17 protein-coding genes are annotated in these 21,080 nt (G+C 66.6%); 9 read left to right on the forward strand and 8 right to left on the reverse strand.

Going from position 1 to position 21,080, the window contains the following annotated elements:
* The first annotated feature begins 48 nt into the window (after positions 1-48).
* From WNB94_RS09850 to WNB94_RS09875, 6 genes are all read left to right on the forward strand, one after another.
* Positions 49-1,839, forward strand: coding sequence for an acyl-CoA dehydrogenase C-terminal domain-containing protein (locus tag WNB94_RS09850; RefSeq protein ID WP_341390172.1), 1,791 nt, complete (start codon positions 49-51; stop codon positions 1,837-1,839).
* A gap of 97 nt (positions 1,840-1,936) precedes the next feature.
* Positions 1,937-4,336 (forward strand): 3-hydroxyacyl-CoA dehydrogenase/enoyl-CoA hydratase family protein, encoded by a 2,400-nt coding sequence (locus WNB94_RS09855; protein ID WP_341390174.1) that lies wholly within the window; start codon positions 1,937-1,939, stop codon positions 4,334-4,336.
* A gap of 18 nt (positions 4,337-4,354) precedes the next feature.
* Positions 4,355-5,578, forward strand: coding sequence for an acetyl-CoA C-acyltransferase (locus WNB94_RS09860; RefSeq protein WP_341390175.1), 1,224 nt, complete (start codon positions 4,355-4,357; stop codon positions 5,576-5,578).
* 83 nt (positions 5,579-5,661) lie between these two features.
* Positions 5,662-6,510, forward strand: a complete 849-nt coding sequence (locus WNB94_RS09865) for an alpha/beta hydrolase family protein (RefSeq protein ID WP_341390177.1) — start codon at positions 5,662-5,664, stop codon at positions 6,508-6,510.
* A complete protein-coding gene (locus WNB94_RS09870; RefSeq protein ID WP_341390179.1) occupies positions 6,507-7,403 on the forward strand; it encodes an alpha/beta hydrolase family protein in 897 nt (298 codons plus the stop codon). The genes WNB94_RS09865 and WNB94_RS09870 overlap by 4 nt, the downstream gene beginning before the upstream one ends.
* Positions 7,404-7,429: 26 nt before the next feature.
* Positions 7,430-8,221 (forward strand): enoyl-CoA hydratase, encoded by a 792-nt coding sequence (locus WNB94_RS09875; RefSeq protein WP_341390180.1) that lies wholly within the window; start codon positions 7,430-7,432, stop codon positions 8,219-8,221.
* 12 nt (positions 8,222-8,233) lie between these two features.
* On the opposite strand, the gene nikR is transcribed toward WNB94_RS09875, so the two are convergent.
* Positions 8,234-8,641: a nickel-responsive transcriptional regulator NikR gene (gene nikR, locus WNB94_RS09880; protein ID WP_341390181.1), complete on the reverse strand. Its 408-nt coding sequence runs from the start codon at positions 8,639-8,641 to the stop codon at positions 8,234-8,236.
* 146 nt (positions 8,642-8,787) lie between these two features.
* On the opposite strand from nikR, the gene WNB94_RS09885 reads away from it, so the two are divergent.
* On the forward strand, positions 8,788-10,836 hold the full coding sequence (locus WNB94_RS09885) for a TonB-dependent receptor (protein ID WP_341390182.1): 2,049 nt from the start codon (positions 8,788-8,790) through the stop codon (positions 10,834-10,836).
* A 15-nt stretch (positions 10,837-10,851) separates the two neighbouring features.
* Here WNB94_RS09885 and WNB94_RS09890 read toward each other — a convergent pair whose 3' ends face one another.
* The 7 genes from WNB94_RS09890 to WNB94_RS09920 form a co-directional block, all read right to left on the reverse strand.
* On the reverse strand, positions 10,852-12,297 hold the full coding sequence (locus WNB94_RS09890; RefSeq protein ID WP_341390184.1) for a hypothetical protein: 1,446 nt from the start codon (positions 12,295-12,297) through the stop codon (positions 10,852-10,854).
* 22 nt (positions 12,298-12,319) lie between these two features.
* Positions 12,320-14,566 (reverse strand): TonB-dependent receptor plug domain-containing protein, encoded by a 2,247-nt coding sequence (locus WNB94_RS09895; RefSeq protein ID WP_341390185.1) that lies wholly within the window; start codon positions 14,564-14,566, stop codon positions 12,320-12,322.
* Positions 14,567-14,586: 20 nt separating this feature from the next.
* Entirely contained in the window at positions 14,587-15,957 is a 1,371-nt protein-coding gene (locus WNB94_RS09900; RefSeq protein WP_341390187.1) for a PEP-CTERM sorting domain-containing protein, read from the reverse strand.
* 30 nt (positions 15,958-15,987) lie between these two features.
* The gene (locus tag WNB94_RS09905; protein ID WP_341390188.1) at positions 15,988-16,740 is read right to left on the reverse strand and encodes a PEP-CTERM sorting domain-containing protein; all 753 of its coding nucleotides are present in this window, start codon (positions 16,738-16,740) and stop codon (positions 15,988-15,990) included.
* Positions 16,741-16,820: 80 nt separating this feature from the next.
* Complete coding sequence (locus tag WNB94_RS09910) at positions 16,821-17,252, reverse strand: DUF2946 family protein (RefSeq protein ID WP_341390189.1); 432 nt, start codon at positions 17,250-17,252, stop codon at positions 16,821-16,823.
* 114 nt (positions 17,253-17,366) lie between these two features.
* Positions 17,367-18,101: a 2OG-Fe dioxygenase family protein gene (locus WNB94_RS09915; protein WP_341390190.1), complete on the reverse strand. Its 735-nt coding sequence runs from the start codon at positions 18,099-18,101 to the stop codon at positions 17,367-17,369.
* Positions 18,102-18,109: 8 nt separating this feature from the next.
* Positions 18,110-18,532 carry an acyl-CoA thioesterase gene (locus WNB94_RS09920; protein ID WP_341390192.1) on the reverse strand — a complete coding sequence of 141 codons (423 nt, stop codon included), beginning with the start codon at positions 18,530-18,532 and terminating at the stop codon, positions 18,110-18,112.
* A gap of 70 nt (positions 18,533-18,602) precedes the next feature.
* Between WNB94_RS09920 and WNB94_RS09925 the strand changes: the two genes are divergently transcribed.
* Positions 18,603-20,414: an ABCB family ABC transporter ATP-binding protein/permease gene (locus WNB94_RS09925; RefSeq protein WP_341390193.1), complete on the forward strand. Its 1,812-nt coding sequence runs from the start codon at positions 18,603-18,605 to the stop codon at positions 20,412-20,414.
* Between the two features lie 54 nt (positions 20,415-20,468).
* Positions 20,469-21,074: a hypothetical protein gene (locus WNB94_RS09930; RefSeq protein WP_341390194.1), complete on the forward strand. Its 606-nt coding sequence runs from the start codon at positions 20,469-20,471 to the stop codon at positions 21,072-21,074.
* The last annotated feature ends 6 nt before the right edge of the window (positions 21,075-21,080 follow it).

Consider the following 21,080-nt stretch of genomic DNA (forward strand, 5'->3'; position numbering starts at 1 on the left):
TCAGGTGTTTCCTTCCACTAACGTGCCTTTCTGACCGAGGAGCTCACGATGCCTTCTTACACCCCCCCGTTGCGCGACATGCAATTCGTGATGCACGAACTGCTGGGCGCTGTCGATGAACTCAAGCAGATCCCCAAGTACGCGGATCTGGACGCCGACACCGTCAATGCCGTGCTGGAAGAGGGCGGCAAGTTCGCATCCAAGGTGCTGGCCCCGCTGAACCTGGTGGGTGACGTGCAAGGCTGCGTGCTGAACAAGGAAACCCACGAGGTCAAGACCCCCGATGGTTTCAAGGACGCCTACAAGCAGTACACCGAAAACGGCTGGTCGGCCCTGTCGGCCGATCCGGAGTGGGGCGGCCAGGGCATGCCTCAGTTGGTCAACCAGGCCGTGTACGAGATGATGAACTCGGCCAACCAGGCCTGGACCATGTACCCCGGCCTGAGCCACGGTGCCCACGCCTGCCTGGAAGAGCACGGCTCGCCCGAGCAAAAGGCCATGTACCTGCCCAAGCTGACCAGCGGCGAGTGGACCGGCACCATGTGCCTGACCGAACCGCACTGCGGCACCGACCTGGGCCTGCTGCGCACCAAGGCCGAGCCCCAGGGCGACGGCACCTACAAGCTGACCGGCGCCAAGATCTTCATCTCGGCCGGTGAGCACGACATGGCCGCCAACATCGTCCACCTGGTGCTGGCCCGTCTGCCGGACGCGCCTGCTGGCTCCAAGGGCATCTCGCTGTTCGTGGTGCCCAAGTTCAAGGTGAACGCCGACGGTTCGCTGGGCGAGCGCAATGGCATCTACTGTGGTGGCCTGGAGCACAAGATGGGCATCCACGGCAACGCCACCTGCCAGATGGTGCTGGAAGACGCCGTGGGCACCCTGGTGGGCCAGCCTCACCGCGGTCTGCCTGCCATGTTCGTGATGATGAACGGCGCCCGCCTGGGCGTGGGCAACCAGTCGCTGGGCCTGACCCAGGTGGCTTACGAAAACGCCGTGAACTACGCCAAGGACCGCGTGCAAATGCGCTCGCTGTCGGGCCCGAAGCGTCCTGACCTGGCCGCCGACCCCATCATCGTGCACCCCGATGTGCGCAAGATGCTGCTGATCGCCCGTGCTTACGCCGAAGGCGCCCGCGCCCTGGTGTACTACACCGCCATCGAGCTGGACAAGGAGCACAACCACCCCGACGAGGCCGTCCGCAAGGAAGCCTCTGACACCGTGGCACTGCTGACCCCGATCGTCAAGGCCTTCATCACCGACAACGCCTGGGAAGCCACCCGCCACTGCCAGCAGGTCTATGGCGGCCACGGCTTCATCCACGAGTGGGGCATGGAGCAGTTCGTGCGCGACGCTCGCATCAACATGATCTACGAAGGCACGAACACCGTGCAATCGCTGGACCTGCTGGGCCGCAAGGTGCTGGGTGACGGTGGCGCCAAGCTGACCGCCTTCGGCAAGAAGATCGGCCGCTTCGTCAAGGAAAACGCCGACAACGAAGCCATGCAGGAGTTCACCAAGCCCCTGGCCGACCTGGGTCAGAAGGTGCAAGCCTTCACCATGGAAATCGGCATGAAGGGCATGCAGAACCCCGACGAAGTCGGTGCGGCCGCCGTGGATTACCTGCGTGTGGTGGGCCACCTGGTCTACGCCTACTTCTTCGCCCAATCGGCCAAGATCGCTCTGGCCAAGCTGGACTCCGGCGACACCTTCTACAAGGCCAAGCTGGCCACCGCCCGCTTCTACTTCGCGAAGCTGGTGCCTGAAGTTGAAACCGCCATGATCACCGCCAAGGCTGGTCTGAAGCCTCTGATGGAAATGGAAGAAGCCCTGTTCTGATACAAAGACAGGTCAAGGGAGGCAGTTCTCAGGGGCTGCCTCCCGTTTCTACTTTTTTGCCATCTCCATCCCAACCAGAGTTCTGCTAGGAGAGAACATGAGTCGATTCAATGTCCGCAAGGTCGCCGTGCTCGGCGCCGGCGTGATGGGCGCCCAGATCGCGGCCCACATGGTCAACTGCAAGGTGCCGGTCGTGCTGTTCGACCTGCCCGCCAAGGAAGGCCCCAAGAACGGCATCGTCACCAAGGCCGTCGAGAACCTCAAGAAGATGAAGCCCGCACCGCTGGGCATCGTCGAGGACGCCGTGCTGATCCAGCAGGCCAACTACGAAGAGCACCTCGAAGAGCTGCGCGGCTGCGACCTGATCATTGAAGCGATCGCAGAACGTCTGGACTGGAAGGAAGATCTGTACAAGAAGATCGCTCCCTTCGTGAACGACAAGGCCATCCTGGCCACCAACACCTCCGGCCTGTCCATCACGGCCATGGCCAACGTGCTGCCCGAGCAGCTGCGCTCGCGCTTCCTGGGCATCCACTTCTTCAACCCGCCGCGCTACATGACGCTGCTGGAGCTGATCCCCACCGAGTACACCGACCCCGTGGTGGTGGACCAGCTGGAAGCCTTCAGCACCAGCGCCGTGGGCAAGAACGTGCTGCGCGCCTACGACACCCCCAACTTCATCGCCAACCGCGTGGGCGTGGCCGGCATGCTGCTGACCTTCCGTGAGGTCGAGCGCTCGGGCCTGGGCTACGACGTGGTGGACGACCTGACCGGCAAGAAGCTGGGCCGCGCCTCGTCGGCCACCTTCCGCACCGCCGACGTGGTGGGCCTGGACACCATGGCCCACGTGATGAAGACCCTGCAAAACGGCGCCAAGGACGACGTGTTTGCCGACGCCTTTGCCACCCCCGCCTCGCTGACCAAGCTGCTGGAGATGGGCAACCTGGGTGCCAAGACCAAGGCCGGTTACTTCAAGAAGGAAGGCAAGACCATCCTGCAGTTCAACGCCGAAACCGGCGAGTACGTGGCTGCTGGTGGCAAGGCCGACAAGGAAGTGGCCGACATGCTGCGCCTCAAGCCCGCAGAGCGCCTGAAGGCCCTGCGCGAGTCGAGCAACCCGCAAGCCCAGTTCGTGTGGGCCATCCTGCGCAACGCCTTCCACTACGCCGCCGTTACCCTGGAATCGATCGCCGAATCCGCCCGTGACATCGACTTCGCGCTGCGCTGGGGCTTCGGCTCCAAGCAAGGCCCCTTCGAGCTGTGGCAAGAAGCCGGCTGGAAGCAGGTGGCCGAGTGGGTGAAGGCCGACATCGACGCCGGCAAGGCGCTGTCGAAGGCCCCGCTGCCCGCCTGGGTGTTTGACGGCCGCGATGGCGTGCACACGGCCGAAGGCTCGTGGGCGCCGAAGTCTGGCAAGTACGTGCCCGTGCGCGACCTGCCCGTCTACCAGCGTCAGTACTTCCGCGAAAACGTGCTGGGCTCCAATGCGCCCACCGCCGCCACCGCGGGCAAGACCCTGTTCGAAGACGCCGCCATCCGCCTGTGGACGCTGGACGACGAAGTGGTCATCGCCTCGATCAAGTCGAAGATGCACACCATCTCGGCCGAAGTCACCGCCGGCCTGAGCAAGGGCCTGCAACTGGCCGAAGAAGGCTACAAGGGTCTGGTGATCTGGTCGCAAGACGGCCCGTTCTCGGCCGGTGCCGACCTGCAGTCCATGATGCCCGCCTTCATGGCCGGCGGTGGCAAGGCCATCGCTCCGTTCGAGAAGCAGCTGCAGGACTTCATGCTGAGCCTGCGCTACAGCAACGTGCCCACCGTGGCCGGCATGCACGGCCTGGCCCTGGGTGGCGGCTGTGAGCTGGCCGTGCACTGCGCACGCCGCGTGGCTGCCATGGAAAGCTATGTCGGTCTGGTGGAAGTGGGCGTGGGCCTGATCCCTGGCGGTGGTGGCCTGGCCTACCTGGCCCGCCGCGCAGCCGAGCTGCTCGAGCCCTCCAAGGGTGTGTCGGGTCAGGTCGGTGGCGACCTGATCGGTTTCGTCAAGGAAGGCTTCCAGGCTGCGGCCATGGCCAAGGTGGGTACCTCGGCCATCGAGACCCGCAAGTACGGCTACCTGATCGACGGCGACGTGATCGTGCCGCACAAGGACGAAGTCCTGCACGTGGCCATCGCCCAGGTCAAGGCCCTGTACGAATCCGGCTACCGCGCCCCGGCCAAGAAGCTGTTCCCCGTGGCGGGTCGCAGCGTCAAGGCCACGCTGCAGTCCTCGCTGATCAACATGCGTGATGGCGGCTTCATCAGCCAGCACGACTACCACATCAGCTCGTGCATCGCCGATGTGCTGACCGGCGGCGACGTCGACTACGGCACCCTGGTGAGCGAGGAATACCTGCACGCCCTGGAGCGCAAGCACTTCTGCTCGCTGCTGGACAACCCCAAGACGCAAGAGCGCATCATGGGCATGCTGTCGACCGGCAAGCCTGTCCGCAACTGATCGATCGGAGACACACACATGTCCAAGCAACTTCGTGACGTTTACGTCGTCGCCGCCACCCGCACCCCGATCGGCAAGTCGGGCCGTGGCGTGTTCAAGAACACCCGCCCCGAGACCCTGCTGGTCGCCACCATCCAGAACGCCCTGAAGCAGGCGCCTGGTCTGGACCCGGCTGCCATTGAAGACGCGATCATCGGTTGTGCCATGCCCGAAGGCGAGCAAGGCATGAACGTGGCCAAGATCGCCAACCTGCTGGCCGGTCTGCCCAAGACCGTCGCGGGTGTGACGATCAACCGCTTCTGCGCCTCCGGCATCACCGCCGTGTCCATGGCCGCCGACCGCATCCGCGTGGGTGAGGCCGAGGTCATGATCGCCGGTGGCGTCGAGTCGATGTCCATGGTGCCCATGGGCGGCAACAAGCCCTCCTTCCACCCGGACGTGGTCAATGTCGATGAGAACGTGGGCATCGCCTACGGCATGGGCATGACCGCCGAGAAGGTGGCCGAGAAGTGGCAGGTGACCCGCGAAGAGCAGGACGCCTTCGCCACCGAATCGCACCGCCGCGCCATCGCCGCCCAGGAAGCTGGCTTCTTTGACGCCGAGACCACGCCGATCGAAATCGAAGTGCGCACGCCCAACCTGGAAACGGGTGAGGTGACGATCACCAAGAAGACCATCACCCGCGACGAGGGCGCCCGCCCCGACACCTCGCCCGAAGGTCTGGCCAAGCTGCGCACCGTGTTCGCGGCCAAGGGTTCGGTCACGGCCGGCAACTCGTCGCAAACCTCGGACGGCGCTGGCTGCCTGATCCTGGCGTCGAAGGAAGCCTGCGAGAAGTACGGCCTGAAGCCGCTGGCCAAGTTCGTGGCCTTCGCCGTCAAGGGCGTGCCGCCCGAGATCATGGGCATCGGCCCGATCGAGGCCATCCCCCTGGCCCTGAAGTACGCTGGCCTGAAGGCCTCTGATCTGGACTGGATCGAGCTGAACGAAGCCTTCGCCGCGCAGTCGCTGGCCGTGCTGAAGGACCTCGACAGCAAGGGCCATGTGCTGGACCGCGCCAAGGTGAACCCCATGGGTGGTGCGATCGCCCTGGGCCACCCCCTGGGTGCCACCGGCGCCATTCGTGCGGCCACCGTGGTGCACGGCCTGCGTCGCACCGGCGGCAAGTACGGCATGGTGACCATGTGCATCGGCACGGGTCAAGGTGCTGCTGGCATCTTCGAGCGCGTGGACAGCCTTTGATCTGCTGATCGCGTGATCAAGACCTGAAAAAGCCCGCCCAGGCTGCCCGCCTGGTGCGGGCTTTTTCTTCGAATCCGAGTGCCATGGAGACGTTTCAAGTTCAGACCGATGACGGCCACACCCTGGTGGTGAAGGCCTATCGCCCACATGGCGTGGTGGCGCGCCGAGCCGTGGTCATCGCGGCGGCGCTGGGCGTGCCGCAGGTGTTCTATGAGCGTTATGCCGCCTGGCTGGTGCAGCAGGGCTGCGTGGTCTACACCTTTGACTGGCGCGGCATGGCCGAATCGGCCCCGCCCAACCTGCGCCACTACCGGGCCAAGTTGATCGACTGGGCGCTGCACGATGCGCCCACCATCATGGCGCTGGTGGCTCAACGCCATCCCGAGCTGCCCATCAGCTGGTTTGGCCACAGCATGGGCGGCATCTTGTGGGGGGCGATGCCCCAGCATCCGCAGATCGACCGGGTGGTCACCCTGGGCAGTGGCAGCGGCTACAAGACCTATGTGGCGAGGCCCTTGCGGCATGTGATGGGGGTGTTCTGGCACGTGCTGGTGCCCTTGAGTGTGGCCCGCCACGGCTACTTCGCCGGGCAGCGCCTGCGCGCGGTGGGCGACCTGCCTCGCGGCATCGTGGCCCAGTGGAAGCGCTGGTGTGCCTCTCCGGACTTCGTGATGAGCGAGGGCGAGGCCGTGCGTCAGGCTTACGCCGCTGTCACGGTGCCCATCACGGCGGTGCTGTTCACCGATGACAACATGGCCAGCCCCGAGGGCATCCGTGCAGTGCACGCCCCTTACACGCAGGCACCGGTGCAGTACCTGATACTGAGCCCGAAGGACGTTGGGGCGCGTGCCGTGGGGCACTTTCATTTCTTCCACCCGCGCACGGGCCCGCAGGGCTGGCGCGCCAGCCTGCCCTGGCTGGGCCTGGCGTGACCACGGCCACCATGTCTGCCCAGGTGCACCCCATCACCCTGCGCACCGCCGATGGCGTGGTGTTGCAGGCGCGGGCGTACGAGCCTGCCACCAGTCACACCACCGACCCCGCGCAGGCCGTGCTGCTGGTGTCGGCCATGGGGGTGCCTCAGCGCTTTTACGAGGCGTTTGCCACCTGGCTGGCGCAGCAGGGCATGGCGGTGTTGACCTTTGACTGGCGGGGCACGGGCGCGTCGGCACCACCCCGTTTGCGCGGCTTTGACGCCACGATCAGCGACTGGGCTGAGCACGACCTGCCGGCCGCCGTCGACACGCTGCTGGCGCGCTGGCCTCAGGCCGAGCACGTTTACCTGGGCCACAGCCTGGGCGGGCAACTGTTTGGGTGGTTGCCGCAGCCCGAGCGTTTTGCGCGCGTGGTGACGGTGGCCAGTGGCAATGGCCATTGGCGCTTGAATGCGCCGGGCGTGCGCCGCAAGGCCCCTTGGCTGTGGTGGCTGCTGGCCCCGGTGAGCATCGCGCTGGCCGGTTATTTTCCGGGGCGCCGCCTGGGCGTGGTGGGCGATCTGCCTGCCGGGGTCATGTGGCAATGGCGGCGCTGGTGTTTGCACCCTGATTACCTGGGCTCAGAGGGGCCTGCGCTGCGGGCCCGTTATGCGCAGGTGCGCGTGCCCATGCGGGTGGTGCTGGCCGAAGACGATGAGCTGGTGTCGCCTGCGGGCGTGCACAAGCTCTACGCGCTGTATGCCCAGGCCCCTGTGCAGTTTGAGCCCTTGCAGGCGGCGGCGTTTGGCCTTCGGCGCATCGGTCACTTTGGTGTGTTTCAGCCTGCTGCTTCGGCCGCGCTGTGGCCCCGTGTGGCGCAGTGGCTGCGGGGGCAGGCCCCCATTCTTTGATCCGTTTTCATCCCGAGGAGAGCCTCTTGAGCACCGAAACCGTCACCGACATCCTCAGCCACCGCGAAGGCGGTGTGTTGACCCTGACCTTCAACCGCCTGGACAAGAAGAACGCCATCACCACGGCCATGTACGCTGCCCTGGCAGCGGCCCTGGACGCCACCGCCAACGACGACAGCGTGCGTGTGGCCGTCATCCAGGGCGACCTGTCGTGCTTCACGGCGGGCAACGACCTGGCCGACTTCCTCGACAACCCGCCCGACATGAGCCCCGACGCCGAGCCCGCGCCCGTGGTGCGCTTTCTCAACGCCATCAAGGCCTGGCCCAAGCCCCTGGTGGCGGCCGTGGCCGGCCCGGCTGTGGGCATCGGCACCACCCTGTTGCTGCATTGCGATCTGGTGTACGCCGGTGACAACGCGGCGTTCAGCATGCCGTTCGTGAACCTGGGCCTGTGCCCCGAGGCTGGCGCCAGCCTGCTGCTGACCCAGCTGGTGGGCTACCCCCGCGCCGCCGAGAAGCTGATGCTGGGCGAAGCCTTCTATGCCGAAGAGGCCCTGGAGATGGGCCTGGTGAACCGCGTGCTGCCCCCGCAAGAGGTGAACGGCTACGCGCAGGCCCAGGCGGCCAAGCTGGCGGCCAAGCCCCTGGCCTCGCTGAAGGCCACCAAGCAGCTCATGAAGATGTCGCTGCCGGCCCAGCTCAACCCCGTGATGAGCGCCGAGTTGCAGCAATTCGGCACGCTGTTGCGTGGCCCGGCGGCCAAAGAGGCCATCAACGCCGTCATGCAAAAGCGCAAGCCCGATTTCTCGAACTGCTGAGGCCTGCGCCTGTCAGGCCCGCGTGAGCGGCACCAGGTGCAGGTGTCCCTGGTGCACGCCGCGCTCGGCCAGCACTTTCTGGGCAAAGGTCTGCACCACCAAGGCGGGGCCACGCAGGATGACGGTTTCCATGCACAGGTCATGATCCAGGTGAGCATGCATCGATGACACCGTGAGCTCATGGTGGTCGTGCTGCATGTCCATCAGGCGCAAGGCCACGGTGCGTTCATGGTGGTCGTAGACAAAGCTCAGGGTGCCCACGCAGGCGGTGTCTGGATGCGCTTGCACGTGGGACTGCCCCAGCTCTTTGCGCAACAGGTCGCGAAAGGCTTCGGAACGGTTGGCATAGCCACGGGCGTCAGACCATTGTTCAAACTGGTCGGCCAGGTCGTCGTCGATCGAGATGGTCAGGCGTTGCATGTGAGGCTCCGGAGGCTCCAGTGTGCCTGAGCGCGGGGCCGTGCTTCAGGTGGCGCAGCGGCATACGCCAGACGACGTATTTCATACGATATCTATAAACGTCATACTGCGGGCTTCTGCTTGTTCATCGGAAGCCGCTCATGCGCATGAGGTTGTTTGCTGGCTGGGCCCTTGGGATGGCCTGTTCGGGGTCTGCCCTGGCCCATGAGGTGGCCCTGCCTGAGGTGGGTGTCACCGCGCATTACGACAACGCCGTTGGCACCTCGGAGGCGGCCTCGGAGGGCCGCATTCAACGCAGCCTGCTGGAGACCCGCCCGCCCCAACGACCGGGCGAGGTGCTGGAGTACGTGCCCGGCCTCATCGTCACCCAGCACTCGGGCGATGGCAAGGGCAACCAGTACTTTCTGCGCGGCTTCAACCTGGACCACGGCACCGACCTGGGCCTCTTCCTGCAGGGCATGCCCATCAACCTCAGCTCGCACGGCCACGGCCAGGGCTATGCCGACCTGAACCTGCTGGTGCCCGAGTTGATCGAGCACATCGACTACCGCAAGGGGGCCTACCGGGCCGACGATGGCGACTTCTCGGCCGCCGGCTCGGTGCGCATGCACTACGTGCGTCGCCTGGCGGCGCCCCTGGCGCAGTTGACCCTGGGCGAAGGGAATTACCAGCGTGTGGTGCTGGCCGGCTCCGCCCCCGTGCGCGCGGGCGATGCTGCTGCCCCGGTGGTGCTGGGCGCGCTGGAATGGCACACGGCCGATGGTCCCTGGACGGTGCCGCAGAACCTGCGCCGCGCCAACGCCGTGCTCAGCCTGAGTGATGGCAGCGCGCGCAAGGGCTGGCGTCTGGACGCCATGGCCTACGATGCCCGCTGGACGGCCACCGACCAGATCCCCCTGCGGGCCGTGCAGCAGGGTTCGCTGGGCCGCTTTGATTCGCTGGACGATTCGGACGGCGGGGTCTCCAGCCGCCACAGCCTGTCGGCCCAGTGGGCCGATCTGGACGATGCGGGCGGCTGGACGGCGCAGGCCTACGCCGTGCGCTACCGCCTGAACCTGTGGTCCAACTTCAGCTACTTCGAGAGCGACCCGGTCAATGGGGACCAGTTCGAGCAGAGCGACGATCGCCTGATCCTGGGCGGCGGGCTGGCGCGACAATGGCGGCATGGCAGCGAGGCCCAGCCCTGGCGCAGCACCCTGGGCCTGAGCGTGCGCCAGGACGAGGCCGATGTGGGGCTGTACGACACCGTGCAGCGCACCCGGCTGAGTACCACGCGCGACGACCAGGTGCGCATCACGGCCTGGTCGCTGTATGCCGAGCAGGCGGTGCAGTGGACGCCCTGGTGGCGCACGGTGTGGGGCCTGCGTGGCGATCAGCAGCGCTTCAGCGTGCTCAGCCGCACCGACGACCGCAACACCGGCATGGCCACCGATGCCCTGTGGTCGCCCAAGCTGTCGATGGTGTTCGGGCCCTGGCAGCGCACCGAATGGTTCGTCAACCTGGGCCGGGGCTTTCACAGCAATGATGCGCGCGGCGTGACGGCCCGCTTTGACCCCGACGGCAATCCGGTGGAGGCCGTGCCCGGCCTGGTGCCCGGTTTCAGTCGGGAGCTGGGGGTGCGCAGCGAGTGGTGGCCGGGGCTGCAGACCTCGGTGGCCTTGTGGCGCCTGAACATGGATTCGGAGCTGCTGTACGTGGGCGACGCGGGCACCACCGAGCCCAGCCGACCCAGCCGCCGCCAGGGCGTGGAGTGGAGCAACCGCTGGACGCCCACCGACTGGCTGGTGGTGGATGCCGACCTGGCCTGGACGCATGCGCGCTTCAGCGATGCCTCGCCCGATGGCAACCGCATCCCGGGCGCGGTCGAGCGCGCGGCCTCACTGGCCATCGCGGTCAAGCACCTGGGCCCCTGGTCGGGCAGCCTGCAATGGCGCATCCTGGGCGCGCGTCCGCTGATCGAAGACAACAGCGTGCGCTCATCGTCCTCGGTGTTGACCAACCTTCGGGTGGGCTACGCCCTGGACCGTCGCAACCGCTTCACGGTGGATGTGTTCAACCTGTTTGACCGTGAGGTCAACGACATCGAGTACTGGGCTTCATCGCAGATGGCGGGCGAATCGGCACCGGTCGAAGGGCGCTTGATCCACCCGGCCGAGCCGCGCAGCGTGCGACTGACCTGGCGACATCAGTTCTGACCACGCCCCTGGAGATCACGGCAGCCGGCTGACCAGCTGTGACACCGGGTAGCCGCTCATGGTGCCGACCGCGCCATACCCGGCCACGCTGGTGCCCGTCATGCACACGGCGCCCATCATGCCGCCGGGCGCGCAGTCGGCATAGGCCAGGGTGTCGATCTGGGCCGGGGTGAGCGTGGCGGTGGGGTTGGCCGGGTTCACGAAGATGCGCACATAGGCATTGCCCGGGTTGCTGGCGGCATTGGGAAAGCCGGCGTACACACCACCAGCCGCCACCCCGGCTTCGGGCGACCAGCCATCGCCACCGAACAGGGTGGTGAAGGTCAAGGTGCTCGGGTTCTGGAAGGTGGTCACCAGCAGGCCATCACCCCCTGGCGCTGCGCGCGCATCCAGTTGGTGGGTCAGGCTCAGCCAGGTCATGCCATACGAGGGCTCGGTGGACGACGGGCTGCCCGTCATCGATTCAGACAGTTCGCCGCGCAGGCCCGTGACCGTGCCCTGCGTGGCATTGGCCGTGAAGCGCCCGATGAAGATGCTGTCGCGTGGTTGCGTATCAGGCTCGTAGAAGGTGGTCACCACCGTGTAGTGGGTGATGATGTCGGTGGCCGTGCTGGCGGCGCCTTCGCCCAGGTTGTTGCTGGCACTGAGCGTGAAGGCGTGGCCCGCGCATCCGCCCGGGCAGTTCACCGTCAAGGGCAGGCTGCTGCCGGTGGCGCTGCCGCTGGTGATGGCCCCTTCGGGCACCGAGCGCACCGTGAAGTTGCTCAGGGCCCGCCCACCGCTGTCCACGCCCTGGGCGTTCACGGTCACGCTCAGACCGTCGTCGCCCAGTTGCACCCGCACACCGGTGGGGGCCCCAGGCACGGTGGGCGTGATGGGTGCCATCACAGGCAGGTCTTGCGTCACCTGTGCTGCCGTCAGGTAAAACGCATTGCCCATCTGGTTGGCGCTGATGGTGCAGGTGCCTGCGCTCAGGCCCTCCACCCGGCCGCTGCTGGCGTTCACGCTGCACACCGTGGGGCTCAGGCTGGCATAGCTCACCGCCAGCCCCGAGCTGGCCGTGGCCTCGACCGTGGCCAGGCCGCCCACACTCAGGCTGGGGGCCGCGCCAAAGCCGATGGTCTGGGCCGGGTTGGTGCTCACCGTCAGGCTCAGCAGCAGGGGCTCGGCGGGGGCGTAGCGGGTGTCGCCTCGCTGCGTGATGCGCAGGGTGCAGGTGCCCACGGTCAGCCCGGTGACCTCGCCCGTGCTGGCGTTCACGGTGCACACGGTGGGGGTGGTGCTGGTGTAGCTGGGCGCCAGGCCCGAGCTGGCCGAGGCGGCCACCATCGTGCTGCCCAAACCAATGCTGCTCATGGGCGCGGCCAGGCTCAGGCTTTGCGGATTGGCCTGGACGGCGTCGCTGCCGCCCCCACCACCGCAGGCGCTCAGCAGGCCGCACGCCACCACGAGGGTGCCCATTGAAAGATGGAAGCTTTTCATCTCAGTACGTCACTGAAAACGCCAGCGTGATGGCGCGGCCCATGCCCGGCACCGTGGTGCCCCAGGGGATGCCGTTGGTGGTCATGGAGGGGCCTTGGCCCACGTAGGCGCCGCCCAGCGGCGGTGTGTAGACGCGGTCAAAGAGGTTGTCGACACGCAGGTCGATCTGCCCGTGCTTGAGCTTGAGCTTGAGGCTGCTGGCCAGGTGGAGCAGGGCGTAGCCGGCGGTGGGGATTTCGTTGCGCACGGCCGAGACCCGCTGCTTGGCCTTCACGGCCTGCCATTGCAGGGCGTGTGTCCAGCCCGCACGCTCCCAGCTCAGGCCCAGACCGAGCTGGGTGGGCATGATGTTGTACAGCCGGTCGCCCGTGCTGCGGTTGCGGCCACGCAGCACGTCCAGTTGCCCCTTGAGGCGCCAGACGCCGCTGCCTGCGCTGGTGGGCAGGCGCAGTTGGCCCCCCAGGTTCACGCCCTGCAGGCGGGCGTCGGCATTGGCGTACTGCAGCAGCACAAAGCCATCGCGCCGCGTCAGGTTGTCGGCACTGCATTGGGCGCTGACCTGGCAGCGCTCGGCATCGATGAAGTCCTTCACATCGGTGATGAAGGCCGTGGCTTCCACCTGCCAGTCGCGCGCCTCCAGCCCTTGCCACCGCCCGGTCACGCTGGCGGTGTGGGCCACCTCGGGGCGCAGCGTCGGGTTGCCGATGTAGCCATTGCCATCGCCCACGAAGTTGTTCATCAGCGCCGCCATGGCGTTGGTGGACCAGGGGTAGAGCTGGTACAGGCTGGGCGAGCGTGTCTTGCGCGCCAGCCCCCAGCGCCATTGCTGCTGGTCGCTGGCAGCCCAGGTGGTCAGGGCCGTCCAGTCCCAGTGGTGATCAATCCGGCGCCGCTCGCGGGCGTTGAACGCGGCGGCGTCGTCACCCCACATGCCCAGGCCATTGTCATAGCCTTGCACGGCCCCGGCCTGGTTGAGCACGCGGTCGTGGCGCACACCCAGTTGGGTGGTCCACGCGGCGGTGAGGCGGTGGTCCCACTCCAAAAAAGCACCGACGCGCTGGCGGCGCCCGTTGTCGATGTTCCAGAAGTCGTTGGGGCCCATGGTGCCGCCCACGGCGGGCCACCAGTCGTACAGGTTCTGGTTCAGAAACTCACTGCCGGCCCGCAGGGTGTGGTCGTCATTCACGCGCCAGGTGGCCTGGAGCTCGGCGCCCCGGTGATCGGCCCGCGTCAGCATGGGCATGCCCGTGCCGTAGCTGTAGCGGTCAGGCCCCATGTCCATGGCGTGCCGCGTGCGCTGGGTGTGCGCGCGGGCTTGCACATCGCCCCAGTCAAACTCGCCCTGGTAGCGCAGGTTCACCGTGGTGTTGACGTTGTCCGTCATGTCCATGCGCTGGTTGGGGAAGCCTTCAAAGCCGATGTTCTGTTGCCCCACGTTCAGTCGCAGCAGGTGTTGCTGGTGCTGCCAGGCCATGCCCAGATCGTGGTTGCTGACGCGGTAGGCGCTGGACGCCACCTCGTCAGCCGGGATGAGGCGGCCACCTTCGGTGCCGGCCTGCGCGGGCTTGAAACCGTCAGCTGCGGTGAAGTTGTCGGCCCGGGCGGTATCGCCCGCCAGTTGCATCCAGAAGCGCTCGGTGGCCACCGACGCACGCCAGTGGGCGCCACGCGCGTGGCCGTTGTCGCGGGCAAAGCCGCCCACGCTGCCCTGGTGCTTCAGGCCTTCTTCAGCCGTGGCAAAGTCCGGTGGCGCGCGCTTGACCTGGATGGTGCCGCCCAGGCTGTCGCCGCCGACGCTGACGGGCGTGACGCCCTTGTGCACGGTGATCTCGTGCACCTCGCTGCCGGGCATGTAGCTCAGCGGCGAGTTCATGTGGTTGGGGCAGGCGGCCAGCAGGTCCATGCCGTCCACCTGCACCCGCAGTCGTTCATCGGCCAGGCCGTTGAGCACAGGCAGGCTGGACAGCCCGCCCGCCCCGTAGGCGCTGGCACCTGGAATGCCCTCCAGCAACGTCGCCGCGTCGGTGTTGCCGATGCGGCGGTCGATGCGCTGACGCCCAGGCCGCTGGGTGATGGCCTGGTCGTCTGCGGCGTTCAGCGCGTCACCCTGCACCACCACCTCGGGCAAGGTGGTGACGGGCGTGCTCGTCTGGCCCTGGGCCAGCGAGCCCCAGCACAGCAAGGTCACACACACCGCCCGGTGCACGGTGGTGGGTGCTGGACGGCGTGGTGCAGTTGACCTGGTCATGGTGCGCGCTGTCCTGCTCATCAGGCGGTGTGTTGACGACGGCGGGCCACGCCAGCCACCACGGCCAGACCCGTGAGCAGCAGGACCACCGAACCAGGCTCAGGCACGGCCGGCGTCACCGCCGTGATGCTCTGCGACAGCGGGAAGCCGCTCATGGTGCCCACCGAGCCGTAGCCCGCCGCGCTGGTGCCGGTCATGCAGGCGGCGCCCATCATGCCGCCAGGGGCGCAGTCGGCGTAGGCCAGCTGGTCGATCTGGGCCTGCGTCAGGCTGGTCAACGGGGCATCGGGCACGAAGATCAATGCGTAGGCATTGCCGGGGTTGTTGCCGGCCACCGGGAAGCCGGCGTAGATGCCCCCCACGGCGATGCCTGCTTCGGGCGTCCACCCACCACCAAAGAACGTGCTGGTGCTGTTGTTCTTGAAGGTGGCCGCAAAGGTGCCGCCCAGCGCGGTGTCGTACCAGCTCACCAACTGGTGGTCCAGGTCCAGCCAGGTCATGTCGTAGTCGGCTGACGAAGAACTGGGGCTGCCGGTCATGGACTCGCTCAGGCGGCCTTGCAGGTTGCTCACCGTCTTGGTGGCGGCGTCGTAATCGAAGCTGCCCTCGAAGATGGTGTTGCGGGGAGCCGTGTCGGGCTCTTCCCAGATGGTGGTGACGTTGTAGGTGGCGGCCTGGGCGCCCAGGCTGGCGCTGGCCAGGGCCAGGGCTGCCACCGTCCGTCGCCGTCGTGCGGCAAAACCCACCAGGACCAGCCCCGACAAGGTCAGCGCGATGGCGCCCGGCTCAGGCACGGCCGAGATGGTTTGCATTATGGGGTAGGTGCCCTGCATGGTGCCGCCGGCCAGGTTGGCCTTGGCGTGGTTCACCCAGCCCGTCATGCAGATGGTCTTGGACATGCCCATGCCCATCAGGCTGCCGTCGGTGCAGTCGCCGTAGGCCAGCTTGTCGATCTGGGCACTGGTGAGTGCGGTGGTGGGGTCGCTGGCGTTGACGAAGATGCTGACGTAGGCGTTCTGGTTGCCAAAGGTGTTCATGCCACCCGTGGCAAAGCCGCCGCCACTGAACACATCGGTGCTGTCTTGAAAAAAGGTGCTGACGACGTAGCCACCCAGGCTGGCGTCATACACCGACGACAGCTGATGGCTCAACTGGCGCGACACGGTGTTGCCCGTCATGGCCTGGGTGAGCGAGCCTTGCAGCTTGCTCACTTCGCCAGTGTGCTCGTTGAAGCTGAAGGTGCCGGTGAAGAGGGTGTCCCAGTCAGGATGAGAGGCCTCATAGACGACCTGGTTGAAGCTCAGGCTGACGTTGTAGGTGACTTCGTGGGCTTGGGCGTGACCCAGCAGCGCAGCGCCACCCAGTGCTGCGAAAAGGTATGTGAGTTTCATGATGAGGTGCTCCGAGGTGAACGGGGTGTCTCAGCGCGCGGTGCGGCGGCGCACGGCGACGCCGGCACACGCCAGACCTGCCAGCACCATGGCGATGGCCGAGGGCTCGGGCACCGGGGTCACGGCGATGGACACGCTCATGCCGTAGGGGCTCGCCAGGTTGGGGTTGCCAGGCAGTTGTGCCAGATGGTCGCCACCGCCCACCACCAGCGAGTAGGTGCCTGCCGCCAGCGAGAAGGTGCGGCTGGTGTGACCGTCCACGGTGCCATCCCCCAGATAGCCCACACCGTCCAGCGAGTGGCCGATGAAGCTCAAGGTATTGATGACGCCACTGTCGTTGCCGATCTGGAAGTCACCCAGGGTGTTGAGGGCGCCCTCTGTCGCGAAGGGCAAGGTGGCGCGGTAGGCCTGTGTGACGGCGGCGTTGTCGTAAGCCGCCGAGGGTGCCAGACCGCCGTACAGCGAGAAGCCCGGGATCAGGCCGCCGATCGAGGCGGCGGTGGCCGTGGCGTTGGCGCTGGCCGTCAGGGTGACGTCGGCGGTTTGTTCCAGCGTGAAGCGGAACCAGCGTACCTTGTGGCTGTCGCCCCAGTCGGCATCGGCCGCGTCGGCCCAGCCAAAGTTGCCGGAAATGGTCTGGTTGCTGATGGTGTTGGTGGCGATGGTGGTGCCGGTGAAGGTGCCCAGGTCGCGGTTGGTGTAGGAGACGTGGGCGTGGGCGGCGAGGGGCGCGCACAGGCTGGCGGCCAGGGCGCTCAGGCCCAGGATGTGAAAGTGGTTCATGCTTGTCTGAGAAAGAAAGTCGCACGCGCTTCAGGCACGCCTGAAACAGGCGTGCCCGAGCAACAAAAAGAAAACTCGACTCAGACGACAGCGGGGGGTGCCCGGGCGGGCAGGGTGGACCACGGCAAGTGCGTGGGCCCAGGGTTCAGCACCAGGCTGAACCGGTGCAAGGCCCCGGTGGGGGCCGCAGGCACAGACGAGGTGTGGTCTGTGCTGGGCAGCCAGGCGGTGCCCAGGTGGCACAGCACGCAATGCATGCTGCCGGCCATCTGGGTGGCCGGGCCCTGGTCGTGGGTGTCGGCCGCCGACGCATCCCAGAGGTCGGCCGTCGGCAAGGCCAGCATGCGCACCCCGGTGGAGGAGCACACGGCCAGGAAGGGGTTGTCTTCAGCGCGGTCTTGCAGCTGCTCCAGCAGCGTGGGCAAGAGCAGGTTGCACCACAAGGCCAGCAGCACCAGCAGGCTCACCCGTCGGGTGGCCTGGCGTTGGCGAAAAATGGCAAGGTGGGGCATGGACATGAAGAGGCGGTGTGCAAAACCTCACACCGGCCGCCAGTATAGAAGCCGCCTGTGGTGCACGCCAAGCCCGAGATGCGGTGTGCACCCCGGGGTTTTCATTGATGCAACTCAAGCCGATTGCTGAAAGCCACCCTGGCGGTAGGTGAGCACCAGGGTGTCGCGCCAGCCGTGGTCGCCCTGCGGCTGGATGGGGGTGGACTCGTGGATCACCCGCTGGTCGTCCAGCAACAGCAGACTCCAGGGCTGGTCCAGCGTGAAGCGCACGCCGTAGGGGCCATCGGCTTCAAACACACGGGTCTCGCCGCCCTTGATGCCCTGGCGCTCCAGCATGAGCACGGCCACAAAGTCCACGCCATCGCGGTGGGCGCCCTCAGGTGTGGGCCGCCCGATGCCGCCGGTGGTGTCCACCCGGAAAGGATGGGCCTCGATGTACCAGGCGGGCACCGGTTTGACCGTGGCCAGCAGCCCCCCCAATTGGCGCAACAGGGCCTGCCACAAGGGGTGGCTCACCACCGCCGGGGCGATGGGCTCGAACCAGCGCTCGAAGCCGCCGTGCAGGGCGTTGTAGGTCACGGGCTGCCAGTGGGCGCGGTGCGGGGTCTGCGTCAGCACGTTGGTGCGGGTGTCGTGCACAAAGCAGCCGTGCCGGCGATAGCGGTAGTGGCCGCCGTCGCGCAGGTGCTGGTCGGGCGGCAGGTCATGCCAGTGGGCGTGCACCTCGTCGGCGGCCGACGCCGGTTGGTGCAGCCAGTTCAGCAGGGCGTCGGGCGCGACCACGGCCCAGCCCTGCTCGCGCAGCGCCGATGGAACCTGGTCGATGGTGTGGGGGGTGAGCGCGCGCATGGCCGCCATCATGCCGGCAAGGCGGGGCGGGGACGGCCTTCACGGTCGATCGCGACGTAGGTCACCTTGGCTTCAGTCACCTTGACCAGGATGGGGTTGGCGGGCTGGCGCTCGGCCCACACCTCCACGTGCACGGTGATCGAGGTTTTACCGATCTTCTCGACGCGGGCATAGAAGGACAGCAGATCGCCCACCGACACCGCATTGCGAAAGATGAACTCGTTGACGGCGATCGTGGCCACACGGCCTTTGGAGATGCGTGCCGGCAACACGCAGGCGGCCAGGTCGACCTGGGCCATGATCCAGCCCCCGAAGATGTCGCCATTGCCGTTGGCGTCGGCCGGCATGGGCATCACCCGCATGACCAGCTCCATCTCGGGATGCAGGTCGGGCGGGCTCATCAGGGTGTTGGGCTTGGGGTGGACGGTCATGCTCAGCGGCTTTCTGTGATCCGGACGACAATGCACCGGACGATTTCTTCTGACCGACATTCTTCCACCAATGCGACGCTTTGCGCACGCCCCCGCCGCCGAGACCCCCACGCCGGCAGGCACATCCTCACGATCTGACCGCGACACCCTGGCACGGCTGTGGCCCTACCTGTGGGCCTACAAATGGCGGGTGATGCTGGCCCTGGCGTTCATGGTGGGCGCCAAGGTGGCCAATGTGGGCGTGCCGGTGCTGCTCAAGCAACTGGTGGATCAACTGGCGCCGCAACCCACCATGGCCCAGGCCATGCTGGCCGTGCCCGTGGGCCTGCTGGTGGGCTATGGGCTGTTGCGCCTGTCCACCTCCTTGTTCACCGAGCTGCGCGAACTGGTGTTTGCCAAGGCCACCGAGGGCGCAGCGCGCAGCATCTCGCTGAAGGTGTTTTCGCACCTGCATGCGCTGAGCCTGCGCTTTCACCTCGAGCGCCAGACCGGTGGCATGACGCGCGACATCGAGCGCGGCACGCGGGCCGTGCATTCGCTGATTTCGTATTCGCTCTACAGCATCATCCCCACGCTGATCGAGGTGGGGCTGGTGCTCACCTTGCTGGCCGTGAAGTTCGACGCCATGTACGCGGTCATCACGCTCACGGCGCTGGTGTTTTATGTGGCCTTCACGGTCACCGTCACGCAGTGGCGCACGCGCTTTCGGCGCGAGATGAATGAGCTGGACTCCAAGGCCCACACACGGGCCATCGACTCGTTGCTCAACTACGAAACCGTCAAGTACTTCAACAACGAAGACTTCGAAACCCGCCGCTATGACGAGGCGCTGGAGCGCCTGCGCCGCGCCGGGGTGAAGAGCCAGCAAAGCCTGTCCCTGCTCAACGCAGGGCAGCAGACCATCATCGCCCTGGGCCTGATCGCCATGTTGTGGCGGGCCACACAAGGCGTGGTGTCCGGTGAGTTGACGGTGGGCGACCTGGTCATGGTCAATGCCTTCATGATCCAGCTCTACATCCCTTTGAATTTTCTGGGGGTGATCTACCGCGAAATCAAGCAGGCCGTCACCGACCTGGACAAGATGTTCACGCTGATGGAGCGCGACCGCGAGGTGCCCGATGCGCCCGATGCGCGACCCTTGATGGTGAAGTCTCCACCGGCCGTGCGCTTTGACCACGTGAAGTTTGCCTACGAGCCCGATCGGCCCATCCTGCACGACGTGAGCTTCGAGATCCCGGCCGGGCACACCGTGGCGGTGGTGGGGCCGTCGGGCTCGGGCAAATCCACCCTGGCGCGGCTGTTGTACCGCTTCTATGACGTGCAGGCAGGCCGCATCAGCATCCACGGGCACGACGTGCGCGCGCTGACACAAGACAGCCTGCGCCGCCACATCGGCATCGTGCCGCAAGACACCGTGCTCTTCAACGACACGGTGGCCTACAACATCGCCTATGGTCGGCCTGAGGCCACGCACGACGAGGTGATCGCCGCCGCGAAAGCTGCGCGCATCCACGACTTCATCAGCCACACGCCCAAGGGCTATGACACGGTGGTGGGCGAGCGGGGCCTGAAGCTGTCAGGCGGCGAGAAGCAGCGTGTGGCCATTGCCCGCACCCTGCTGAAGAACCCGCCCGTGCTGATTTTTGACGAGGCCACCTCGGCGCTCGATTCGGCCAACGAACGCGCCATCCAGGCCGAACTGGCCTCGGTGTCGCAGGGCAAGACGGTGCTGGTGATCGCGCACCGCTTGTCCACCATCGTCAACGCGCACGAGATCCTGGTGATGGATCAGGGGCGTATCATCGAGCGCGGCACGCACCCGCAATTGCTGGCCGCCAATGGGCGTTATGCCCAGATGTGGCGGCTGCAGCAAAGCGAGTGAGTCGGCTGTGGTGTGGCGTGAAGCCCCACAACCCACCCTACAACGCACCCCTGTATGTTTCATCGAATTCGTCGCGCGCTCATCGCCGCTTTCTTGCTTTCTGTGGCCTCATTGGCGCCAGCGCAGTCCAACCAGATCACTGAAAGCCTGGTGCTGAAGGGGCTGCGCCATCACGCCGAGCGGCAGTGCGCCAAGATGACGCAGGTGGTCAGCAAGGCCCAATCCGACGCCGAGGCTGCGGCCTTGAAGCCTGTGGTGGACATGGCCTGCGAGTGCATGCCGGAGGTGATCAACGAGGCGGCACAGGGGCGGCCCGAGGGGGACAAGGGGCGTGTGCTGTCGGTGGCCGAGGCCGGTCAACTGGCCGCCCGCATTCAAGCCACATGCACCGCCCGGCACTTGCGGCAGATGATGAGGCAACAGTGCAGCGCAGAACTGCCTCACGACATCAAGCCCGCCGTGCGGGAGGCCTACTGTGCCTGCGTGGGCGAACGTGCGGACCTCACGCCCGACCAGGCCTGGCTGGAGGCCAGCGTCCAGCAACACGAGCATTTCATGGCCAAGGTGCGTGCCGAGGCGGACGGCGAGCCTGTGCCGCCCGAGCCTCAAACGGCCTTGAGCACCATCCCGGCCGAGTGCAGGGCCCAAGTCATGCCCTGATCCCTG

The organism is Aquabacterium sp. A3 (genome assembly GCF_038069945.1).
Taxonomy (GTDB): domain Bacteria; phylum Pseudomonadota; class Gammaproteobacteria; order Burkholderiales; family Burkholderiaceae_C; genus Aquabacterium.